This is a genomic window from Pseudomonas sp. CFBP 13602, from assembly GCF_014842725.1.
Classification (GTDB): Bacteria; Pseudomonadota; Gammaproteobacteria; order Pseudomonadales; family Pseudomonadaceae; genus Aquipseudomonas; species Aquipseudomonas baltica.
In genome coordinates, this window is record NZ_JACYVT010000001.1 from 100841 (window position 1) to 118315 (window position 17475).

Genomic DNA, 17475 nt, shown 5'->3' on the forward strand with positions numbered 1-17475 from the left:
CCTTGAACAAATGTAACCGGTTACATCGCTAGGTCATTGATTGCTGATCTGACCAGCGCTGAGCTGACAAGGATCTAGAGGCTGGATGTCATGCAAAAAACCAGAATGGGTTTCGTCGGTGGGGGGGAAGGGTCGTTCATTGCCCGGGCACATCGGCGGGCGGCGGCGCTGGATGGGCGATTCGATCTGGTGTGCGGCGCTTTCAGTCGCGATTCGCTCAACAATCAGCGCACTGGAAACGCTTTGGGGCTCGCGCCACAGCGTGTCTATGGCGACTGGCGGGAGATGATCGAGGCCGAAGCGCGCCTCCCCGAAGACCAGCGCATGCAGTTGCTGGTCAACGTCACGCCCAATCATCTGCATGCGCCCGTCGCACAGCGCGCGATCCAGTCAGGCTTCCATGTGTTCAGCGAAAAGCCCGCCGCTTTGAACCTGGCCGAGCTGCAGGCGCTGGACCAGACCTTGCTCGGCAGTGACCGACTCTATGGCCTTGCCCACGTATACCTCGGTTACCCCATGGCCTGGGAAGCCCGCGAGCTGGTGCGTAATGGCCTCATCGGTGCCGTGCGTAAAGTCATCGTCGAATACCCGCAAGGCTGGCTCAGCCAGGACATCGCCAGCCAGGGCAACAAGCAGGCCGACTGGCGCGACGACCCGGAACAATCCGGCATTGGCGGCTGCATCGGCGACATCGGTACGCATGCGTTTAGTTTGGCTGAATTCGTTGCCGACCAGCAGGTGTACTGCCTCAGCGCCATGCTCGGCTCCCATGTCGAAGGTCGCCAACTGGACGACGACGTCAGTGTGCTGATCAAGATGAGCGGCGGGGCCAGCGGAGTTCTGATCGCCAGCCAGGTCTGCGCCGGCGAAGAGAATCCGTTGAAGATTCGCGTCTATGGCGAGTTAGGCGGGCTGGAATGGCGGCAGGAAGAACCGTCCAGTCTGATTCACCGTTCGCTGGACCAGCCCATGCGCATCCTGCGTTCGGGTCTTGGCCAACCTTGGCTCAGTGCCGCCGCCACGCGCCGGATGCGTTTGCCCGCAGGGCATCCCGAAGGTTACCTGGAGGCGATGGCCAATCTGTACGTGGATTTTGCCGACGCCATCCAGGCGGGCGGGGCCGGCGACCAGGTGCCCGGCGTACCCGGCATGCACATCGGCCTGCGCGGGATGGCCTTCATCGAGGCCGCCATCATCAACCACCGCGGCGACGCCAAGTGGACCGAACTGATCTGCCCATCTTCCTCACGGAGTACCGCACAATGAACCTTCCTGCCGAGACGGGGCTGCGTGGCCCAGGTATATTCCTGGCGCAGTTCATGTCGCCCGAAGCGCCTTTCGACAACCTGGCCAACATCGCTGGCTGGGCTGCGTCACAAGGTTACAAGTCGATCCAACTGCCCACGCTAGGCACCCGCTACATCGACCTGGAGCGTGCAGCGCAAAGCCAGGCGTACTGCGACGAGCTCAATGCCGTCTGCGCCAAAGCCGGCGTGCAGATCAGCGAGCTGTCGACCCACCTGCAGGGTCAACTGGTCGCCGTGCATCCTGCCTTCGACGCGGTGTTCGACGAGTTCGCGCCGGTGCATTTGCGTAATGCTCCACAAGCCCGCACCGAGTGGGCCATCGAGCAGCTCAAGCTTGCCGCACAAGCCAGCCAACGCCTGGGCCTGACCGCCCACGCGACCTTTTCCGGCGCCTTGCTCTGGCCCTATGTCTACCCGTGGCCGCAGCGGCCCAATGGTCTGGTCGAGCAGGGTTTTGCCGAGCTGGCCAGGCGCTGGTTGCCGATTCTCGATTGTTTCGAAGAGGCCGGTGTCGACCTGTGCTACGAGATTCACCCCGGTGAGGATCTGCACGACGGTGCCTCGTTCGAGCGCTTCCTGCAGGCAGTCGACCACCATCCGCGCGCCGCCATCCTGTATGACCCCAGCCACCTGCTGCTGCAGCAGATGGACTACCTGGGTTTCATCGATCGTTACCACGCGCGCATCCGCATGTTCCACGTCAAGGACGCCGAGTTCCGTCCCGATGCCCGCTCCGGCGTGTATGGCGGCTACCAGGACTGGGTCGATCGGCCGGGCCGCTTCCGCTCGCTGGGTGACGGCCAGGTGGACTTCAAATCGATCTTCAGCAAGTTGACCCAGTACGGCTTCAACGGTTGGGCCGTGCTCGAGTGGGAATGCTGCCTGAAGGATTCGGCGCAAGGCGCAGGTGAGGGTGCTGCCTTCATCGAGCGACACATGATCAAGCGCACGCAACGCGCTTTCGATGATTTCGCCGGCGTGTCCGCCGACGTGCAATCCAACCGAAGATTACTGGGTTTGCTCGAAGACTGAACCGCCCAAGCTTTCGACCGACACCTGCCATAACAATAAAACGGTGAGCGCAATGAAAACGATGAACGCCCGACTGAGCGTGATGATGTTCCTGCAGTTCTTCATCTGGGGTGGCTGGTTCGTTACCCTGGGAACATTCCTGGCGACGGGCCTGGGTGCCAGCGGCAGCCAGATCGGGCTGGCATTCTCGACGCAATCCTTGGGAGCGATCATTGCGCCCTTCGTCATCGGTCTGATCGCCGACCGCTGGTTCAACGCCGAACGTATCCTTGCCGTGCTGCACTTGCTGGGCGCGGTGCTGTTGTATCAACTCTATCGAGCAGCGGATTTCGCCGCGTTCTATCCCTATGTCCTGGCCTACATGGTGGCCTACATGCCGACCCTGGCCTTGGTGAACTCGGTTGCCTTCCGCCAGATGAAAGAACCGGCTCGCGAGTTTTCCCGCATCCGGGTATGGGGCACCATCGGCTGGATCGTTGCCGGCGTGGTGATCAGCATGGTTTTCGCCTGGGATTCTGCTCAAGGTATCGCCGGTGGCGCACTGCGTAATACTTTCCTGATGTCGGCCGTCGCTTCGCTGCTCCTGGGGCTTTACAGCTTCACCCTGCCCAGCACGGCACCTTTGCAGGCCACCAGCGAGCGCAAGGGACTGAGTCAAGTGCTGGGCCTGGATGCTTTGGGGCTTCTGAAGGATCGCAGCTACCTGATCTTCTTCCTGGCCTCGATCCTGATCTGCATACCACTGGCTTTCTACTACCAGAATGCCAACCCGTTCCTGGCCGAGATCGGCATCGCCAATCCCACCGCGAAGATGGCCATCGGGCAAGTGTCCGAAGTGCTGTTCATGCTCCTGCTGCCGCTGTTCATTGCCCGCTTCGGCATCAAGATCGCGCTGCTGGTCGGCATGTTCGCCTGGGTGCTGCGCTACTTGCTGTTCGCCTATGGCAGCGGCGGGGAAGAAGTCGCCATGCTGCTGATCGGCATCGCGTTGCATGGTGTCTGCTACGACTTCTTTTTCGTCTGCGGGCAGATCTACACCGACGCCAAGACGCCTGAACGCTTCCGCAGCTCGGCACAGGGCCTGATCACCCTGGCCACCTATGGGTTGGGCATGTTGATTGGCTTCTGGGTAGCGGGGCAGGTGACCGATCACTATGCAACGGGCATGCAACATGACTGGAAAAGTATCTGGCTGTTCCCGGCGGGCTTCGCCGGGGTGGTGTTGCTGGGCTTTGCGTTGACGTTCAAAGCCAGGCCCAGCTGAACACCTGGCGCACTCTGGGAAAAACGACGCGCTATCAACCGGTCATCTGCGCCAACCAGTCTTGCCGCATTTGCGGTACCGATTCGACAAGGCTCTGTGTGTAGTCATCAAACGGTGCGCTGAGTGCTTCAGCAGTGGGTCCTCGGTGAACGATACGGCCGTTGCGCAACACCGCCACCTCATGGGCAATCTGCTTGGCGACGTGCAGGTCGTGGGTGATGAACAGGTACGACACGCCCGTTTCGGCTTGCAGATGCCGCAGCAACGCCAGAATCTCCTGGGCAACCAGCGGATCCAGCGCCGAAGTGGGTTCATCACAAATGATCAGTGCAGGCTCGGCAGCCAGCGCGCGTGCAATGCATACGCGCTGTTTCTGCCCCCCGGAAAGCGTGTGCGGCAGTCGCTTTGCGATGTCTGCAGGCAGGCCCACCTGGCCCAGCAATGCGATCACCCGTTGTTGCCGCAGCTGTCGGCTTGACCCGGTAAATTTCTGCACGGCGCGATCGAGCTGATCGCCGATCGACAGTCTGGGATTGAGCGCACTATCGGGAATCTGATGGACCAGCTGGACCTGCTGCAGGTGCTGGTGGGCACGCTTCCCGAGCGTCAACGGCAGCGCCTTGCCGTTCAGCGTCATCGACCCGCCAACGTCCGTGAGCAATCCGCAAATGGCTCTACCCAAGGTCGACTTACCTGATCCTGATTCACCGATGAGCGCCAGCGTGCAGCCTTGCCACAGACGCAGGGAAACGTCGTCCAATACCGGCCGATGGTGATACCTGGCGCTCAGTGAGCGGATGGTCAGCAGTTCTTTCTGCACCGATGGAACAACGCCTGGACCGCGAGAAGTGCATCCGGCATCGAGCAGATCCCGGGTGTAGCGCTGCGTCGGCCTTTGCAGAATCTGCTGCGTCGTCCCGTGCTCCACGCATTGGCCATGACGCAACACCATGATGCGGTCGGCCAGTTGTGCAACCACGGCCAGGTCGTGGCTGATGTAGATGGCGGCTACACCTGCCCGGCGGATGACCTGCGCAATGGCCTGAAGAATGCCCAGTTGCGTGACGACATCCAGTGCGGTCGTCGGCTCGTCGAAGACGATCAGCTCGGGCGAACTGCACAGCGCCATGGCGATCATCGCGCGCTGCAGCTGCCCGCCCGACACCTGATGCGGGTAACGTGTGTAGAACGTTTCAGGCTCCGGCAGACTGAACTCGGTGAACAGCTGCAGTGCCCGCGCCTTGGCCGTGGCCGCATCCATGGGCCCGTGCAACTGCGCAGCTTCGATCACCTGGGCACCGATGGTCAGAGCCGGGTTGAAGGCCGATCCAGCCGATTGTGCGACGTACGCGATGCGCCTGCCGCGTATCCGTCGCAAGCCAGGTTCGGGAAGGCGCAGCAGGTCCTGCCCATGGAACAGGACTCGCCCGTCGGCAAGCGTCATGCCTTCACGCAGATGACCCAGGATCGCCTGGCCGACAGTGGATTTCCCCGCTCCGGACTCGCCGATCAGACCCAGCACTTCTCCGGCATTGAGCGTGAAGGACAGGTTATCGACCAGCATCTGCCCAGGCTCGCCTCTGGCGGCAATTCGTAACTGGTCGACGCACAACAGTGGAGGTGCAGAGGCGTGGGTCGAATCAGTCATGGTTGCGCGCTCCCCACTGGCGTGTGTTGCCGTTCAGCAGCCAATCAGCCAGCGCATTGATGCACAGCGCCAACACGGCAATCGCTGCACCCGGTATCAACGCGGCCCACACACCGAACAACACGCCGTCCTTGTTATCCCGGGCCAATCCGCCCCAGTCTGCCGTAGGGGGCTGAATGCCCAGCCCGAGGAAAGACAACGCGGACAGAAACAGCAGAATGAAAACGAAGCGCAGGGCGAATTCCGCGATCAGGATGGGCAGGGCATTGGGCAGAATTTCCCGCAGCAGAATCCAGGCCATGCTTTCTCCGCGCATGCGCGCCACGTCGATGAACTCCATGGCTGCAATATCCGCCGCCAAGGCACGTGCCACGCGCAGAATGCGAGTGGCCTCCAGCAGCCCGAGCACCAGAATGATCACAGCCAGGGTCTTGGGCAGCGTTGCCAGAATCACCAGCGCCAGTATCAACGTCGGTATCGCCATCAGCACGTCGTTGATACGCGAGATCAGTTGGTCGATCCAGCCCCCGGCAGCCCCAGCGATGAAGCCCAGCGTCGTTCCCCCGACGAACGCCACCAAGGCTGCGGCGGCAGTCACCGACAGCGACGTGCGCGTGCCCCAGATCAGCCGCGACAGCAGGTCGCGGCCCAGATTGTCGGTGCCCAGAGGCGCCAGCGCCGAGGGGACATCCCAGGCTGTGCCAATCACCTGGTCGGGAGCATGGGGAGCCAGCCAGGGCGCGAAAAGGGCGACGGCCACGAACAGAACCAGACCGACGATGCCGGGCAGGTGAACGATTTTCGGTGCGGGCATGAATTATTTTCCGTGGCGTAGACGGGGGTTGGTCAACAAGGCGATCACGTCGGCGAACAGATTCAGCAGGATGTAGATGGCTGCCAGCACCAGCGCGCAACCCTGGACCACAGGCACGTCCCGTTTGCCGATGCTGTCGACCAGGTATTGGCCCAGGCCGGGATAGACGAAAACGTTTTCCACGATCACCACGCCCACCATCAGGTAGGCCATGTTCAACACGATGACGTTGATGATCGGGCCCCAGGCATTGGGCAAGACGTGCCGCCACAAAACCCGCATGGGTGAAAGCCCCTTGAGCACGGCGGTATCGACGTAGCTGCTGCGCTGGGCATTGAGCAGCGCCGCTCGGGTCATGTTGCTCATGTGGCCCAGCACGGCGAGTACCAGCGTGGCCATGGGAAGTGCGATGGCTGTCAATCGGTCCGAGAACGGCATCCCTGCCTGCACGCTGCTGTTGCTGGGCAACCACGCGAGGGTCATCGAAAAGATGAAGATCAGCAGGTAGCCGGAAAAAAATTCGGGCAAGGCCACTGTGGTGCGACTTGCCAGGCTCAACAGGCCATCGACCCAGCCGCCATGGAAACGGACCGAAACGAACCCCATGATCAGCGCCAGCGGTACCGCGACCAACGCGGTGATGCCTGCCAGGAACAGGGTGTTTTGCAGCCGTTCCAAGAGGGCCGTAGAGATGGTTTCCCGAGAGCTCAGGCTGACGCCGAACTCACCTTGCAGCACCCCACCCAGCCACTGCACATAACGCCAGCCGGCCGGTTGGTCCAGGCCCAGTTGCAGCTTCAGGGCCTGGATCGCCGCAGGGGTTGCGGACTGACCCAGAATTGCGGTTGCCGTATCGCCCGGTAGCAGGTTCAGGCCGATGAAAATCAACAGCGAAGTCGCCAGCAGCATGACCATGCCGACCGCCAGGCGCCGCGCAATCATGCTTGCCAGCGCGCCTTGCCCCCCCGCGCGAGCGATAACCGAAAGTGTCACCGACATCGACTTTATCCTTCCAGCCAGACTTTCTCGGCGGCTCGGTTGCCACTGAGGGGCACCCCAGGCACCGACGTGAAACCCTTGACGTTCTTGCGCGTGGCTGCCAGCGCATCGGCGTACAGCGGGATGATTTCACTGCTCTGCTCGACCAGCATCACCTGGATGTCGTGGTAGATCTGCCGGCGTTTGTCTTCATCGGTTTCGCCACGCGCCGCTTTCACCAATTGATCGAAAGCCGGGACGCGCCAAGCGGATTCGTTCCAGGGGGCCTGGCTGGTGAACACCATGGACAGCAATGCATCGGCAGTGGGGCGCGCCCCCCAATTGGAGGTGCAGAACGGCTTTTTCAGCCAGGTATCGGTCCAGAATGCGTCGTTTGGCACCCGTTCGATGCCCAGGGGAATGCCAGCCTTTTGCGCCGACTGTTGATACAGCTGAGCCGCATCCACCGCCCCTGGAAAGCCCGCGTCTGCCGCGAAGAGCGTGAGCGGGCCTGCGAACCCTGCTTTTTGCCAGTGGAAGCGCGCCAGATCAGGGTCGTAAGGTCGCTGGGGAATATCCTGCGCGAAGTACCGGTTCGATGGGAAGACTGGATTGTCGTTGCCCAGCGAGCCATACCCGCCCAGGACCGTGTCGATCAACTGTTGCCGGTCTATCGCGTATTTCAGTGCCAGACGCCCATCGAGGGAATCGAACGGCGCCACGTTGGCCAGGCCGGGCAGGGTGAATATCTGGCTGTCCTTGTCCCGCACCAGCTGAATCGAGGGCAGCTTCTCGATGCGCCCGACTATCCGCGGATTGACCCGATTGATGATCTGCACGGAACCGCTGACCAGCGCCGCGACCCGGGCGGTCGAGTCATTCATGGCCAGGGTTTCGACGGAGTCGACATGGCCGCGTGAAGGGTTCCAGTGGTTGGGGTTGCGCTTGACCAGCATGCGCACGCCCGGCTGGAAGCTTTCCAGAATGAAGGCGCCGGTGCCGATGGCTTTTTCGAACGCCTCGTTTTCGGCTGTGATCACGAAATGCACCGCTGACAACAAGGCGATGAACTCGACGTTCGGCTCCGCCAGCGTGACAGTGACCTCGTGATCCGCAGTGGCTCTCAAGCTCGTGACCGGGTCCAGATAGACCTTGACCGGGGAGGACGACTTCTCGTTGCGGTGGTGGTTGAGCGACCAGACCACGTCCTTTGCACTCAAGGCGCGTCCATCATGAAAATGCACGCCTTTGCGGATGTTCAGGACCCACTTGCGGCCACCGTCATCGCTGGACCAGGATTCGGCGAGTGAAGGCACGATTGCTCCGCTATCGTCGACTTCAACCAAAGCATTGAACAGCTGACTGCCGGTGAAATACATCCAGCTTTCGAACCAGAAGGCCGGATCCAGGCGGTCTGTGGTCGACGCGTTGTCCAGGCCGATTGTCAGGTGGCCGCCTTTTCTGGGACCCTGTGGCTCCTGCGCGAAGGCATTGGCCAACGGCCAGGCGGAGGTCATGGCCGCTGTCATCGCGGCCGCTCCGGTACCCTTGATGAACGAGCGACGATCAAACATGCAGGGCATCCTGGGCAACGGGTACGAAGTCGGAGCCGGCGAGGGCGGTCGACAGTGCGCGAATGTGTTCCGGACCGATGCCACAGCAACCGCCGACGATACTGGCACCCTGATCGACCCACTCACGCGCCCAGCGCAGGTAATTGTCCGGCTGGGTGTCGCGGCGCAGTGCGCTGATGCCGACGTTGGCACCCCGTTTATGGTCCGACGGTTCGAAGGCATTGGCATAGATGCCGAGCGGTAAACTGCTGTGTGCGCCAGCCTCGAGCAAGGCAGCGCTCATGACTTCCGGCGGGCTGCAGTTGAACAGCACGGAAGCCGCGCCCAGTTCGACTGCCGCCAACACGGCGTCGGTGATGCTTTCGCCAGATCGCAGGCGAGCCTTGCCCTGGGCGTCCAGCGCGTCATCCAGCGTGAAGGAAAACCAGCGTGGTCGCGGGTCGTCTTTCAATAACTCGGCCACCAGCCTGACTTCCGCAATGGAGCTTTGCGTCTCTGCCAGCCATAGATCGACATGCTCGCTCAGCGCGTCGATCAGCACCCGCAGGACCTTGCCAGCCTGCACCGGCTCGAACAGATCCGGGCGGTACGAGCCAAGCGGGGGAGGCAGCGACCCGGCGACGCGAACGGCGTAAGGACTGGCATCGGCAGCGGCGCGGGCGAGGGTGCCCGCCCGCTGCGCCAAAGCGGTGCCGTCGTTCTCGAACCGCGCTTCGCCGATATGGAAGGGCACCACGGCATAGCTGTTGGTGGAAATGACCTGCGCACCGGCAGCGATGAACGCGTCATGTGCCTGGCGCACATATTCCGGGGCTTCGATCAGCGCCAGCGCAGACCACTCGGGTTGACGAAACGGTGCACCGTTTCGCGACAGCTCTCGGCCCATGCCGCCGTCGAGGATTTGAATGTGTTTTGCCATTGTATTCACCAGAGCGCCAAATGATGGCTGTGTTGTAGTGGACACTCAGTCACAAACCCACGACCGAGCAATCGCGAAGAACGCATTCGAACGCAGCTTGCCATTCAGGGTTTTCAACCAGACAAACGAGCGTCGAAGTGCAGCGTCCTTAGATTGAATCGCACTATAAAAGCCATCGCAACGATCACAATGGAATAGACCGCTCTGATTCGGGTATATATTTGCCAACTGTTTACCGAGCAACAGCTATTCAACAGTATTACTTCGAGACTGACCCCGGCATGATGGGCAGTGACATCATCGCGCAAATAAACCCTATATGAATCGTTACGTGAACAATGAATCTTCCATTATTCGTTTCTCTCGACGGGCCCAAGGGCACCGGAAAAACCACGCTGTTGGAGGCCGTAACTAAATTATTGAGGGCCGACGACAAAAAAGTGATCCGGTTATGCGAGCGCAAGAGCGATCCCTTCAGGGGTGAAACGATGGTCCTGGTCAACCAACTTGCGAGAAGTCCCCGTCAGGACTTGGAGTGGGAGATCTGTGAGCGCTTTGCCCAGAGCCGGGCCTGGATCTCGCAGCACGTGCTGACCCGGCAGCCACGCGACAGCATCATCCTGATCGATCGCTGGTACCCATCGGAGGCCGCTTTTCGCCGGATGGTCCCATTCGCAGACATTCTGCAGCTTAACATCGATCGAAACGTGCGAGTGCCGGACCTGCATGTCGGGGTTGTCACAGACCCGGATATTTCATGGGCGAGGGCAGCTGCACGACGGCGCGGACTCAGCAGTACGGTGATCCATACCCTGCAAGAACATGTCGATTGTACGCAAGCCTTCGAGCGGGCGATTGCAGATCACGGCTGGGTTTGCTGCCGTAATGACGGCGGTGTCGAACAGGCAGCGATGCAGGTGGTTGCCGAGGTTTACAAGGTCCTTGGCATGGAGTGGCCTGGGAAAAGCTGATGGGGTTGGTTAAGTGGGTTGTCGTGGCACATGGGCCGTCCCTTAAGAGGCACGGCCGGAGGATACCTGGGAGGTTACTGCACGGTGCCTTGCAGAGTAGGGCCAGGCGTTGCGCCTTTGCGGCGAGTGAGTCGCTTGCCTAATTGCACGCCCGGCATCTCGACATACTTGTAGGTCAATGTCGAGACCAGCAGTACCGCCGCCAACTGCAAGACGACAATGGCGTTGTCGAGCCATATGCTGTGGGTCGAAATGTACTTGACCATGTTGGGCATGTCATGGCCTTGCAGGGTCTCTGTCAGGTCGGTGTGCAGCACTTTCGACAGCACGATCACGGCGCTCTTGAACACGAAGAGAATGGCTGCGTGCGTCAAATAGATGGAGAACGACAGGGCGCCCAGCCAGACGAAAAAGCGCTGGTGCAGCAGTCGCGAAACCACGCCGCGCTCGAACGCAAATACCAGAATCAAGACACAGAACAGCAGGCTGGCATACACGCCCTTGTGATCGATGTTCGACACCAGCAGACGATAGCTGCCCAGCACCAGGGCAATCTCCAGCAGATTGAAGTCCACGGCGTCCAGCTCCAGGTCCTTGATGCGATCGTAGAGCACATACAGGCAGGCACCGGCGAAGAAGCACGAAGCGCCGCGGAAGATTTCCAGCTTCAGCCAGGATTCACCGTTCCACAAAGTGATGAAGGCCGCCAGGGACACCATTGCGAAGACCTTGACCTTGCTGGTGCGCGCCAGCACTGCCATGACGCCAAATATCAAGTACAGGTAGTACTCGATGCTGATGCTCCAGGAGGGGTAATTGAACGAGCCGGTCATGGCGCTGTTCAGCCAGGATTGCAGCAGGAGCAGGTTGGGCAGAAATTCGTCCATCGAAGTGGCACCGCTGAATGCCGGTTCGTTGAAACTGAAGCCTTTCCTCTCAGCCAGCGAACGACCCATTTCCAGTACCAGGTAAACGCCCAACATCGTCAGATGCAGGGGATACAGGCGAGCCGTGCGACTGATGAAGAAATTTTTATAATCGGTCGCGTTGTTCAAACGCTGGCCGTAGGTGTGAAACAACACGAAACCACTGAGGATAAAAAAGAACTCCACGAGCAGGAAGGCGTTCTTGAAAAACTCGAGTTCGGCAATGCTTTGCACCACGTAAGTGTGGAACAGCACGACGGCAACCGCGCAGAGGCCGCGGAAACTGTCGAGTACGACAAATCTTTTCATGGGTAGTCCAGGGCGTTGTAAGTATTGCTACCCGGTGTCATGCCGAAGAGGCATGGCCCGTAGCCATCACACGAGCTAAGCTAAAGCAAGTCATCGGTAGGCACAAGGGCAATTTGGTCGATTCTATAGGCCAGGTAAAAAGTATGGATCTGACCAACAGCGCCTTCTTGGGATTGAGCAGGCCGCCGTTCTTCTGGATGCTCCTGAATCAATGCTTTGCCCAACCTGTGTCAGTCATTTTGTGGAGAAGTAGATCCCTGTATAGCTTAAGAGTCGGTACAAGCAGTCAGTGACCTCCAAGAGCTTTCGTCGAGTATCAAGCACGACTTATCCTCTATGGATCAACGAGTAGCGGCTAGGGGAGTGGCCCCATCGGCTCAAGCTCACGTATGAGGTCAATGAGCAGGCGCAGACCAACAGGTATCTGTCTGAAACTTGAGTAGTAAATGTGAAAGCCTGGGTCATAGTGAGTCCAATCCACAAGGACCCGCTGCAAAGATCCTTCCGCAATCTGCCGCTCGACTACCTTCTGCGGGACGTACATCAAGCCTACGCCGCGCATAGCCATCGCCACACCGACGCGACCCTCATCAATAGTGATGGGCCCCGGCACATCTATCTCCATCTGCTGACCGCCTTTCGAGAACTGCCAGTGGTAGATGCGTGCATTGCCCAGGCGCACACGCAGACACCGATGATGGTGCAGGTCGTCCGGATGCATCGGAATTCCGAAACGCTGCAGGTAATCCGGCGCGCCAACGACGGCCCAAGCGACATCGGGAGAGAGTCGCTGGGCGATCATGTCTTCGGGCACCGTCCCGCCGTAACGTATCCCCGCATCATGGCCGTCACCAATGACATCTACCATTCGATTCGTGACGGTGAGGTCAACCTCTATATCCGGATAGCGATCAACGAAGACTGGGAGGACCGGGCCGAGGATGAGTTTCGCGCCGTCGCTCAAGACGTTTAGTCTGATGCGTCCGGCAGGCTCGTCGCGCAGCCGGTTCAGGGCCTCCAGCGCCTGACCGATATCATTTACCGGCGCGCTGATGAGGCCCTGCAGCTCTTCGCCAGCTGCCGTAAGCGTCACGCTTCGTGTTGTGCGGTTAAGCAGTCGAACGCCCAACCGTGTCTCTAGCCCTTTCATGGCATGGCTTAGCGCAGACGCGCTGATCCCCACGTCCAGCCCAGCTTTCCTGAAGCTCTGGTGCCGAGCGATGGCAAGGAAATAAATGATATCTGCCAGGTTCGTGCGGCTCAGCTGCATTGATGACTCCGATGGTAAAGCGTTAAGGTCAGCCGACTTCCGGCAAGTGGTCAATCAGCTTATCGAGCGTAATGGGATAGTCACGGACTCTAATGCCGGTCGCGTTATAGATAGCGTTGGCAATCGCCGCAGCGGCGCCAGAAATACCTAGCTCGCCGACGCCTTTAGCCTTCAACGGCGTGGCATAGGGATCAACCTCATCCAGGAAAATAACCTCCTGATGGGGGATGTCGGCATGTACCGGCACTTCATAGCTGGCCAGATCGTGATTAACAAAAAAACCTAGGCGATGATCCACGACCATTTCCTCCATGAGCGCAGCACCGGCGCCCATGGTCATTCCCCCGATGATCTGACTTCGTGCCGTTTTTGGATTGAGTATCCTGCCCGCTGCGCACACTGCCAGTTGACGACGAATACGGATCTCGCCAGTGGCAGCATTTACTCCAACCTCAACGAAATGGGCGCCAAATGTTTGCTGAGCGTACTCCTTGGCGAGGTCGCCAAACTCCATGAAGTCTTCGGACACCAGCTCGCCGTTCTTTGTCGCAGTGGTCAATGGCAGACTTATCGACCCTTGACGAACGTGGCCAGCGACAAATTCGGTGAGGGTCGGATCAAGGCCCAGCTTCATCGAAACGGCTTCCCTGAGCTTCACACAAGCAGCGTAGACGCCTGCCGTAGATGAGGCAGCGCCCCATTGACCGCCCGAACCGGATGATTCCGGGAAGTGCGAGTCGCCCAAGTTTACGTTTACCTTGTCCATATCCACGCCCATCATTTCCGCAGCAGTCTGGGCAATAATCGTGTAAGAGCCGGTGCCGATGTCGGTCATGTCAGTTTCGACGGTGACTATGCCTTCGCGGTCAAGCCGGACTCGAGCAGCGGACTTTGTCGTAGGTGCACCTCGGATCGCGGAGGCCATTCCCAAGCCAACCCACCATCCGTCACGGAGTTCTTTGGCCGGATGGGTGTTACGTCGCGCCCAGCCGAAATGATCAGCCCCCTTATTCAGGCACTCTACTAACTGGCGTTGAGAGAACCGGCGATCCGGCTGCTCGGGATCTACTTGGGTGTCGTTGATAACACGAAATCTTACGGGATCCATCCCCAGTTTCTCTGCCATCTCGTCCATGGCAATCTCCAGAGCCATCATGCCCGGCGCTTCACCGGGCGCACGCATGGCGCTCCCTTCAGCAAGGTCGAGTTGGGCAAGATAGAGGCGGGTCATGCGGTTAGCACCCGCATACAATGTTCGGGTCGATGCGGTGGCGGCTTCAGTGCGCCCACCTCGCAGATTGCCCGACCAGCTCTCATGACCAACGGCAGTGAGCTTGCCGTCGGAGTTGGCACCGAGCCTGATTCTTTGAATCGTCGCAGGCCTATGGGTCAGGTTGTTGAACATAAGCGGTCGGGGAAGTGCGACCTTCACCGGGCGTCCAGCCTCTTTCGAGGCAAGAGATGCCAATACCGCGTCGCACAAGATAGTGCCTTTGCCGCCAAAGCCGCCGCCGATGTAGGGCGAAATGAGGTGAATGTTCCCTTTGGGAATCCCCAGTGTTTTAGCCAGGTCTCTGACGCCCCAATTCATCTGTTGGATCGACGTCCAAAGCGTCAGTTTGTCACCCTGCCATTGAGCAATGGTAGCGTGAGGTTCCATCATCGCGTGCGCATGATCCGGAGTGGTGTAATGGCCGTCGAGTGTCACTGCGGCCTGCGTAAATGCGCCTTCAAAATCCCCGATCTCAGTGTGTGGGGGAGGGCCAAACGCGCCCGCCGCTGGCGTAGTGGCAGACGCTCGCTGTGCTGAGAGGTCGTAGGCGCCAGTTTCTCTGACGTAGTAGACCCTCAGCAATGCCGAAGCCGCCCTGGCTTGTTCGAACGTCTCTGCCACGACGATTGCTACGGCTTGGTGATAGTGATCGACTTTCGGCCCGGCAAGTGCCCGATCAACGTAAAATTCACCCCTGTCCAATTGACCTGCATTTTCGTGGGTGACGATGGCGATGACACCGCTGGCTTGCCGTGCCTCGCTTGAATCGATAGACGATATCCGACCTTTGCCGATTGCCGAGCCGACAACATAGCCGTAGGCGGGAGGGCTTAGTGCGGCTCGTTGTTCGTAAGCATAGGTGGCTGTGCCGGTCGTCTTCAGTTTGCCCTCAACACGATCCTTTGGCTGACCGATCACCTTCATCTGATCTATCGGGTTTGTGCTCGCGGGCGTATCAAACTTCATTAGGCATACTCCTGGTCAATCGACCGCAGCCGTGCGAGGCCGTTGTGAAGAAGACGAACTGGACAAAGCCAGACCGATCGTCCGTTCCGCCAGTTTGATTTTGAAAGCGTTTTGGGTAGTTGGATTAGCGCCAGCCAGCAAGTGTGTTGCTACGGCTTTAGCGCCGTCAGGCAGAAAAGCGTCGGCCGCTTCACTTCGCCAGGGCTTGTATGAGACACCCCCAAGGGCTAGTTGCCCCGTCCCATCGGGCAGCACGATCGCAGCGAGTGAAACCAGCGCAAACGCATAAGACGCACGGTCACGAACCTTGTAGTAGATGTGCTCGCCGCCAACAGGCTTGGGCAAGGTCACAGCGGTAATCAGCTCGCCTGGCCCAAGGACGTTTTCGATATGAGGGGTGCTCCCTGGGGCACTGTAGAGGTGGTCGATCTCAATCGTTCTGACGTGACCGTCTGAATTGAGTGTTTCTACCTTGGCGCCCAATGCTCGCATCGCCACCGCCATGTCGCTGGGATGGCTGGCAATGCAGGCATCGCTGACACCTATGACCGCTTGTTGCCGACTGGCACCGCCCATTGCAGAGCAGCCAGTTCCCGGGCGACGCTTGTTGCAGGGCTGATTAGTGTCGTAGAAGTACGCACACCGGGTGCGCTGTAACAGATTGCCTGCCGTCGTGGCTTTGTTGCGCAATTGTCCTGACGCGCCGGCAAGCAGCGCCCTGGAGAGGACGGCATAGTCTCGACGCACCTGTGGCGCAGCCGCCAGATCAGTGTTGCGCACCATGGCGCCAATCCTTAGCCCGCCTTCGTTCGTCGCGGTGATTTTGTCGAGCGCCAATCCGTTTACATCAATCAGATGCTGCGGGGTCTCGATCTCCAGTTTCATCAGATCGAGCAAATTGGTACCACCGGCGATGAATCGGGCTCCCTCGTGGCTTACGCAAGCGTTAACCGCTTGCTGCATAGATGCGGCGCGTTCGTACGTGAAGGACTTCATGCCTCGCCTCCTGCTGATTCCTGGATGGCGTCGACGATGTTGGAGTACGCACCGCAACGGCAGATATTCCCACTCATGCGCTCCCGGATTTCGACGGCGCTGACTTGGCTCTTGGCAATCAGATCACCGCTGACGTGACTGGGTATGCCGGCTTTTATTTCTTCAAGCATCGCGACTGCCGAGCAGATCTGGCCAGGCGTGCAGTACCCGCACTGGTATCCGTCATGCTTGATGAACGCTGCTTGCAGTGGGTGCAGGTTGTCCGGGGTACCGAGGCCTTCAATGGTGGTGATGCTGTCGCCTTCGTGCATGACCGCAAGTGTCAGGCACGCGTTGATTCGTCGACCCTCAACGATCACCGTACAGGCGCCGCACTGGCCGTGGTCACAGCCTTTCTTGCTGCCCGTCAGATGCAGCCTTTCTCGAAGGGCGTCCAGAAGCGTGGTGCGGTTGTCGACATCCAGGGCAACTCGCCGCCCGTTGAGGGTAAACGTCACATGACTGACTGGCGGAGTTTGCGCTGTCGATTTGATATTGGCGGTCGCTTGGGCGTGATCGACCTTTGCCAAAACCGCAGTGACCGCAGTGCCTGCGGTGCCAATGAGCACTTGTCGGCGGGACATCTCTATTCCCGCTCCGGATGCGGTGGGATTTTCGGGGTTCATGAACGTCTCCGATCGCAATGTGTGTGGCATAAGCGGGTATCAGTTACTGATGACTTACCGGCGCACGTCTAATGTGAGGGCAATGACGGCACGCAGTGCCGTATTTTCATGACTAGAGCCTATGGCACTGCGTTCTAGCTGATAACTGCGATTTTAAGGATGAATCCATGAGTAGCGCTCAGTAATGTCCACAAAGGCCCGGAATTGGCGGGTATTAAGGTATCGGGGATTGAATACAGCTGCCGGCCGCGGCTTGACCACTCCTAACGGTTATCTGGTTTAATCAGGGACAATCGTGAGCGATGGCTGAGGCAAGGCTTCGCAGTCCTTCATCAGAGAAGTATAAATGCGAATATCAATCCTCAAGGCCATGTTTTTTTAGTGGTGTTTGGGTGGGATCAGCGGTTGCCGCACTACCTTCTGAGCAAATTGTGCGTATTGCGCAGCTTGTCATCGATCCTTCTCAACTGGCGGCTTGTCAAGTTGCCGTCAAAGAGGAAATGGCCGACTCCGTCCGTCTTGAACTGGGTGTGCTGACTCTCTACTCAGTTGCAGAAAAAGGA

Annotated in this window: 14 protein-coding genes; 4 read left to right on the forward strand and 10 right to left on the reverse strand. The window is 59.3% G+C overall.

The features are described 5' to 3' along the window. Nucleotides 1–90 precede the first annotated feature (90 nt). From IFU31_RS00420 to IFU31_RS00430, 3 genes are read left to right on the forward strand one after another with little or no spacing between them, the layout of a single operon-like run. A complete protein-coding gene (locus tag IFU31_RS00420; RefSeq protein ID WP_244657605.1) occupies nt 91–1266 on the forward strand; it encodes a Gfo/Idh/MocA family protein in 1176 nt (391 codons plus the stop codon). Beyond that, on the forward strand, nt 1263–2339 hold the full coding sequence (locus tag IFU31_RS00425; protein WP_192101969.1) for a sugar phosphate isomerase/epimerase family protein: 1077 nt from the start codon (nt 1263–1265) through the stop codon (nt 2337–2339). Before IFU31_RS00420 ends, IFU31_RS00425 begins: the two co-directional genes overlap by 4 nt. Before the next feature lie 52 nt (nt 2340–2391). Next, nucleotides 2392–3603, forward strand: coding sequence for a nucleoside permease (locus IFU31_RS00430; RefSeq protein ID WP_192101970.1), 1212 nt, complete (start codon nt 2392–2394; stop codon nt 3601–3603). A gap of 34 nt (nt 3604–3637) precedes the next feature. Here the strand turns inward: IFU31_RS00430 and IFU31_RS00435 are convergent, their stop codons facing one another. From IFU31_RS00435 to IFU31_RS00455, 5 genes are read right to left on the reverse strand one after another with little or no spacing between them, the layout of a single operon-like run. Continuing rightward, nucleotides 3638–5251, reverse strand: coding sequence for an ABC transporter ATP-binding protein (locus IFU31_RS00435; protein WP_192101971.1), 1614 nt, complete (start codon nt 5249–5251; stop codon nt 3638–3640). After that, nucleotides 5244–6065, reverse strand: coding sequence for an ABC transporter permease (locus IFU31_RS00440; protein ID WP_192101972.1), 822 nt, complete (start codon nt 6063–6065; stop codon nt 5244–5246). Before IFU31_RS00440 ends, IFU31_RS00435 begins: the two co-directional genes overlap by 8 nt. Nucleotides 6066–6068: 3 nt before the next feature. Further along, the gene (locus tag IFU31_RS00445) at nt 6069–7064 is read right to left on the reverse strand and encodes an ABC transporter permease (RefSeq protein WP_192057062.1); all 996 of its coding nucleotides are present in this window, start codon (nt 7062–7064) and stop codon (nt 6069–6071) included. Nucleotides 7065–7069: 5 nt separating this feature from the next. Next, complete coding sequence (locus IFU31_RS00450) at nt 7070–8617, reverse strand: ABC transporter substrate-binding protein (protein WP_192101973.1); 1548 nt, start codon at nt 8615–8617, stop codon at nt 7070–7072. Next, nucleotides 8610–9536, reverse strand: a complete 927-nt coding sequence (locus IFU31_RS00455) for a homocysteine S-methyltransferase family protein (protein ID WP_192101974.1) — start codon at nt 9534–9536, stop codon at nt 8610–8612. The genes IFU31_RS00450 and IFU31_RS00455 overlap by 8 nt, the downstream gene beginning before the upstream one ends. A 338-nt stretch (nt 9537–9874) precedes the next feature. Here IFU31_RS00455 and IFU31_RS00460 point away from each other — a divergent pair, with 338 nt between their 5' ends. Beyond that, nucleotides 9875–10507 (forward strand): dTMP kinase, encoded by a 633-nt coding sequence (locus IFU31_RS00460; RefSeq protein WP_192101975.1) that lies wholly within the window; start codon nt 9875–9877, stop codon nt 10505–10507. A gap of 74 nt (nt 10508–10581) precedes the next feature. Here IFU31_RS00460 and IFU31_RS00465 read toward each other — a convergent pair whose 3' ends face one another. The 5 genes from IFU31_RS00465 to paoA form a co-directional block, all read right to left on the reverse strand. Continuing rightward, nucleotides 10582–11742 (reverse strand): acyltransferase family protein, encoded by a 1161-nt coding sequence (locus IFU31_RS00465; protein WP_192101976.1) that lies wholly within the window; start codon nt 11740–11742, stop codon nt 10582–10584. A 355-nt stretch (nt 11743–12097) separates the two neighbouring features. Further along, on the reverse strand, nt 12098–13012 hold the full coding sequence (locus IFU31_RS00470; RefSeq protein WP_122478024.1) for a LysR family transcriptional regulator: 915 nt from the start codon (nt 13010–13012) through the stop codon (nt 12098–12100). Between the two features lie 28 nt (nt 13013–13040). Beyond that, nucleotides 13041–15251, reverse strand: coding sequence for an aldehyde oxidoreductase molybdenum-binding subunit PaoC (gene paoC, locus IFU31_RS00475; RefSeq protein ID WP_192101977.1), 2211 nt, complete (start codon nt 15249–15251; stop codon nt 13041–13043). Nucleotides 15252–15266: 15 nt separating this feature from the next. After that, nucleotides 15267–16247: an FAD binding domain-containing protein gene (locus tag IFU31_RS00480; protein ID WP_192101978.1), complete on the reverse strand. Its 981-nt coding sequence runs from the start codon at nt 16245–16247 to the stop codon at nt 15267–15269. Next, nucleotides 16244–16912, reverse strand: coding sequence for an aldehyde dehydrogenase iron-sulfur subunit PaoA (gene paoA, locus IFU31_RS00485; RefSeq protein WP_185793322.1), 669 nt, complete (start codon nt 16910–16912; stop codon nt 16244–16246). The genes IFU31_RS00480 and paoA overlap by 4 nt, the downstream gene beginning before the upstream one ends. Nucleotides 16913–17475: the final 563 nt, after the last annotated feature.

What these genes read in the sequence shown, in the direction of transcription:
- IFU31_RS00440 (WP_192101972.1), bottom strand. Translation starts at nt 6,065, where the DNA reads ATGCCCGCACCGAAAATCGTTCACCTGCCCGGCATCGTCGGTCTGGTT.
- IFU31_RS00460 (WP_192101975.1), top strand. Translation starts at nt 9,875, where the DNA reads ATGAATCTTCCATTATTCGTTTCTCTCGACGGGCCCAAGGGCACCGGA.
- IFU31_RS00430 (WP_192101970.1), top strand. Translation starts at nt 2,392, where the DNA reads ATGAAAACGATGAACGCCCGACTGAGCGTGATGATGTTCCTGCAGTTC.
- IFU31_RS00470 (WP_122478024.1), bottom strand. Translation starts at nt 13,012, where the DNA reads ATGCAGCTGAGCCGCACGAACCTGGCAGATATCATTTATTTCCTTGCC.
- IFU31_RS00420 (WP_244657605.1), top strand. Translation starts at nt 91, where the DNA reads ATGCAAAAAACCAGAATGGGTTTCGTCGGTGGGGGGGAAGGGTCGTTC.
- IFU31_RS00455 (WP_192101974.1), bottom strand. Translation starts at nt 9,536, where the DNA reads ATGGCAAAACACATTCAAATCCTCGACGGCGGCATGGGCCGAGAGCTG.
- IFU31_RS00425 (WP_192101969.1), top strand. Translation starts at nt 1,263, where the DNA reads ATGAACCTTCCTGCCGAGACGGGGCTGCGTGGCCCAGGTATATTCCTG.
- paoA (WP_185793322.1), bottom strand. Translation starts at nt 16,912, where the DNA reads ATGAACCCCGAAAATCCCACCGCATCCGGAGCGGGAATAGAGATGTCC.
- IFU31_RS00465 (WP_192101976.1), bottom strand. Translation starts at nt 11,742, where the DNA reads ATGAAAAGATTTGTCGTACTCGACAGTTTCCGCGGCCTCTGCGCGGTT.
- IFU31_RS00480 (WP_192101978.1), bottom strand. Translation starts at nt 16,247, where the DNA reads ATGAAGTCCTTCACGTACGAACGCGCCGCATCTATGCAGCAAGCGGTT.
- IFU31_RS00445 (WP_192057062.1), bottom strand. Translation starts at nt 7,064, where the DNA reads ATGTCGGTGACACTTTCGGTTATCGCTCGCGCGGGGGGGCAAGGCGCG.
- IFU31_RS00435 (WP_192101971.1), bottom strand. Translation starts at nt 5,251, where the DNA reads ATGACTGATTCGACCCACGCCTCTGCACCTCCACTGTTGTGCGTCGAC.
- paoC (WP_192101977.1), bottom strand. Translation starts at nt 15,251, where the DNA reads ATGAAGTTTGATACGCCCGCGAGCACAAACCCGATAGATCAGATGAAG.
- IFU31_RS00450 (WP_192101973.1), bottom strand. Translation starts at nt 8,617, where the DNA reads ATGTTTGATCGTCGCTCGTTCATCAAGGGTACCGGAGCGGCCGCGATG.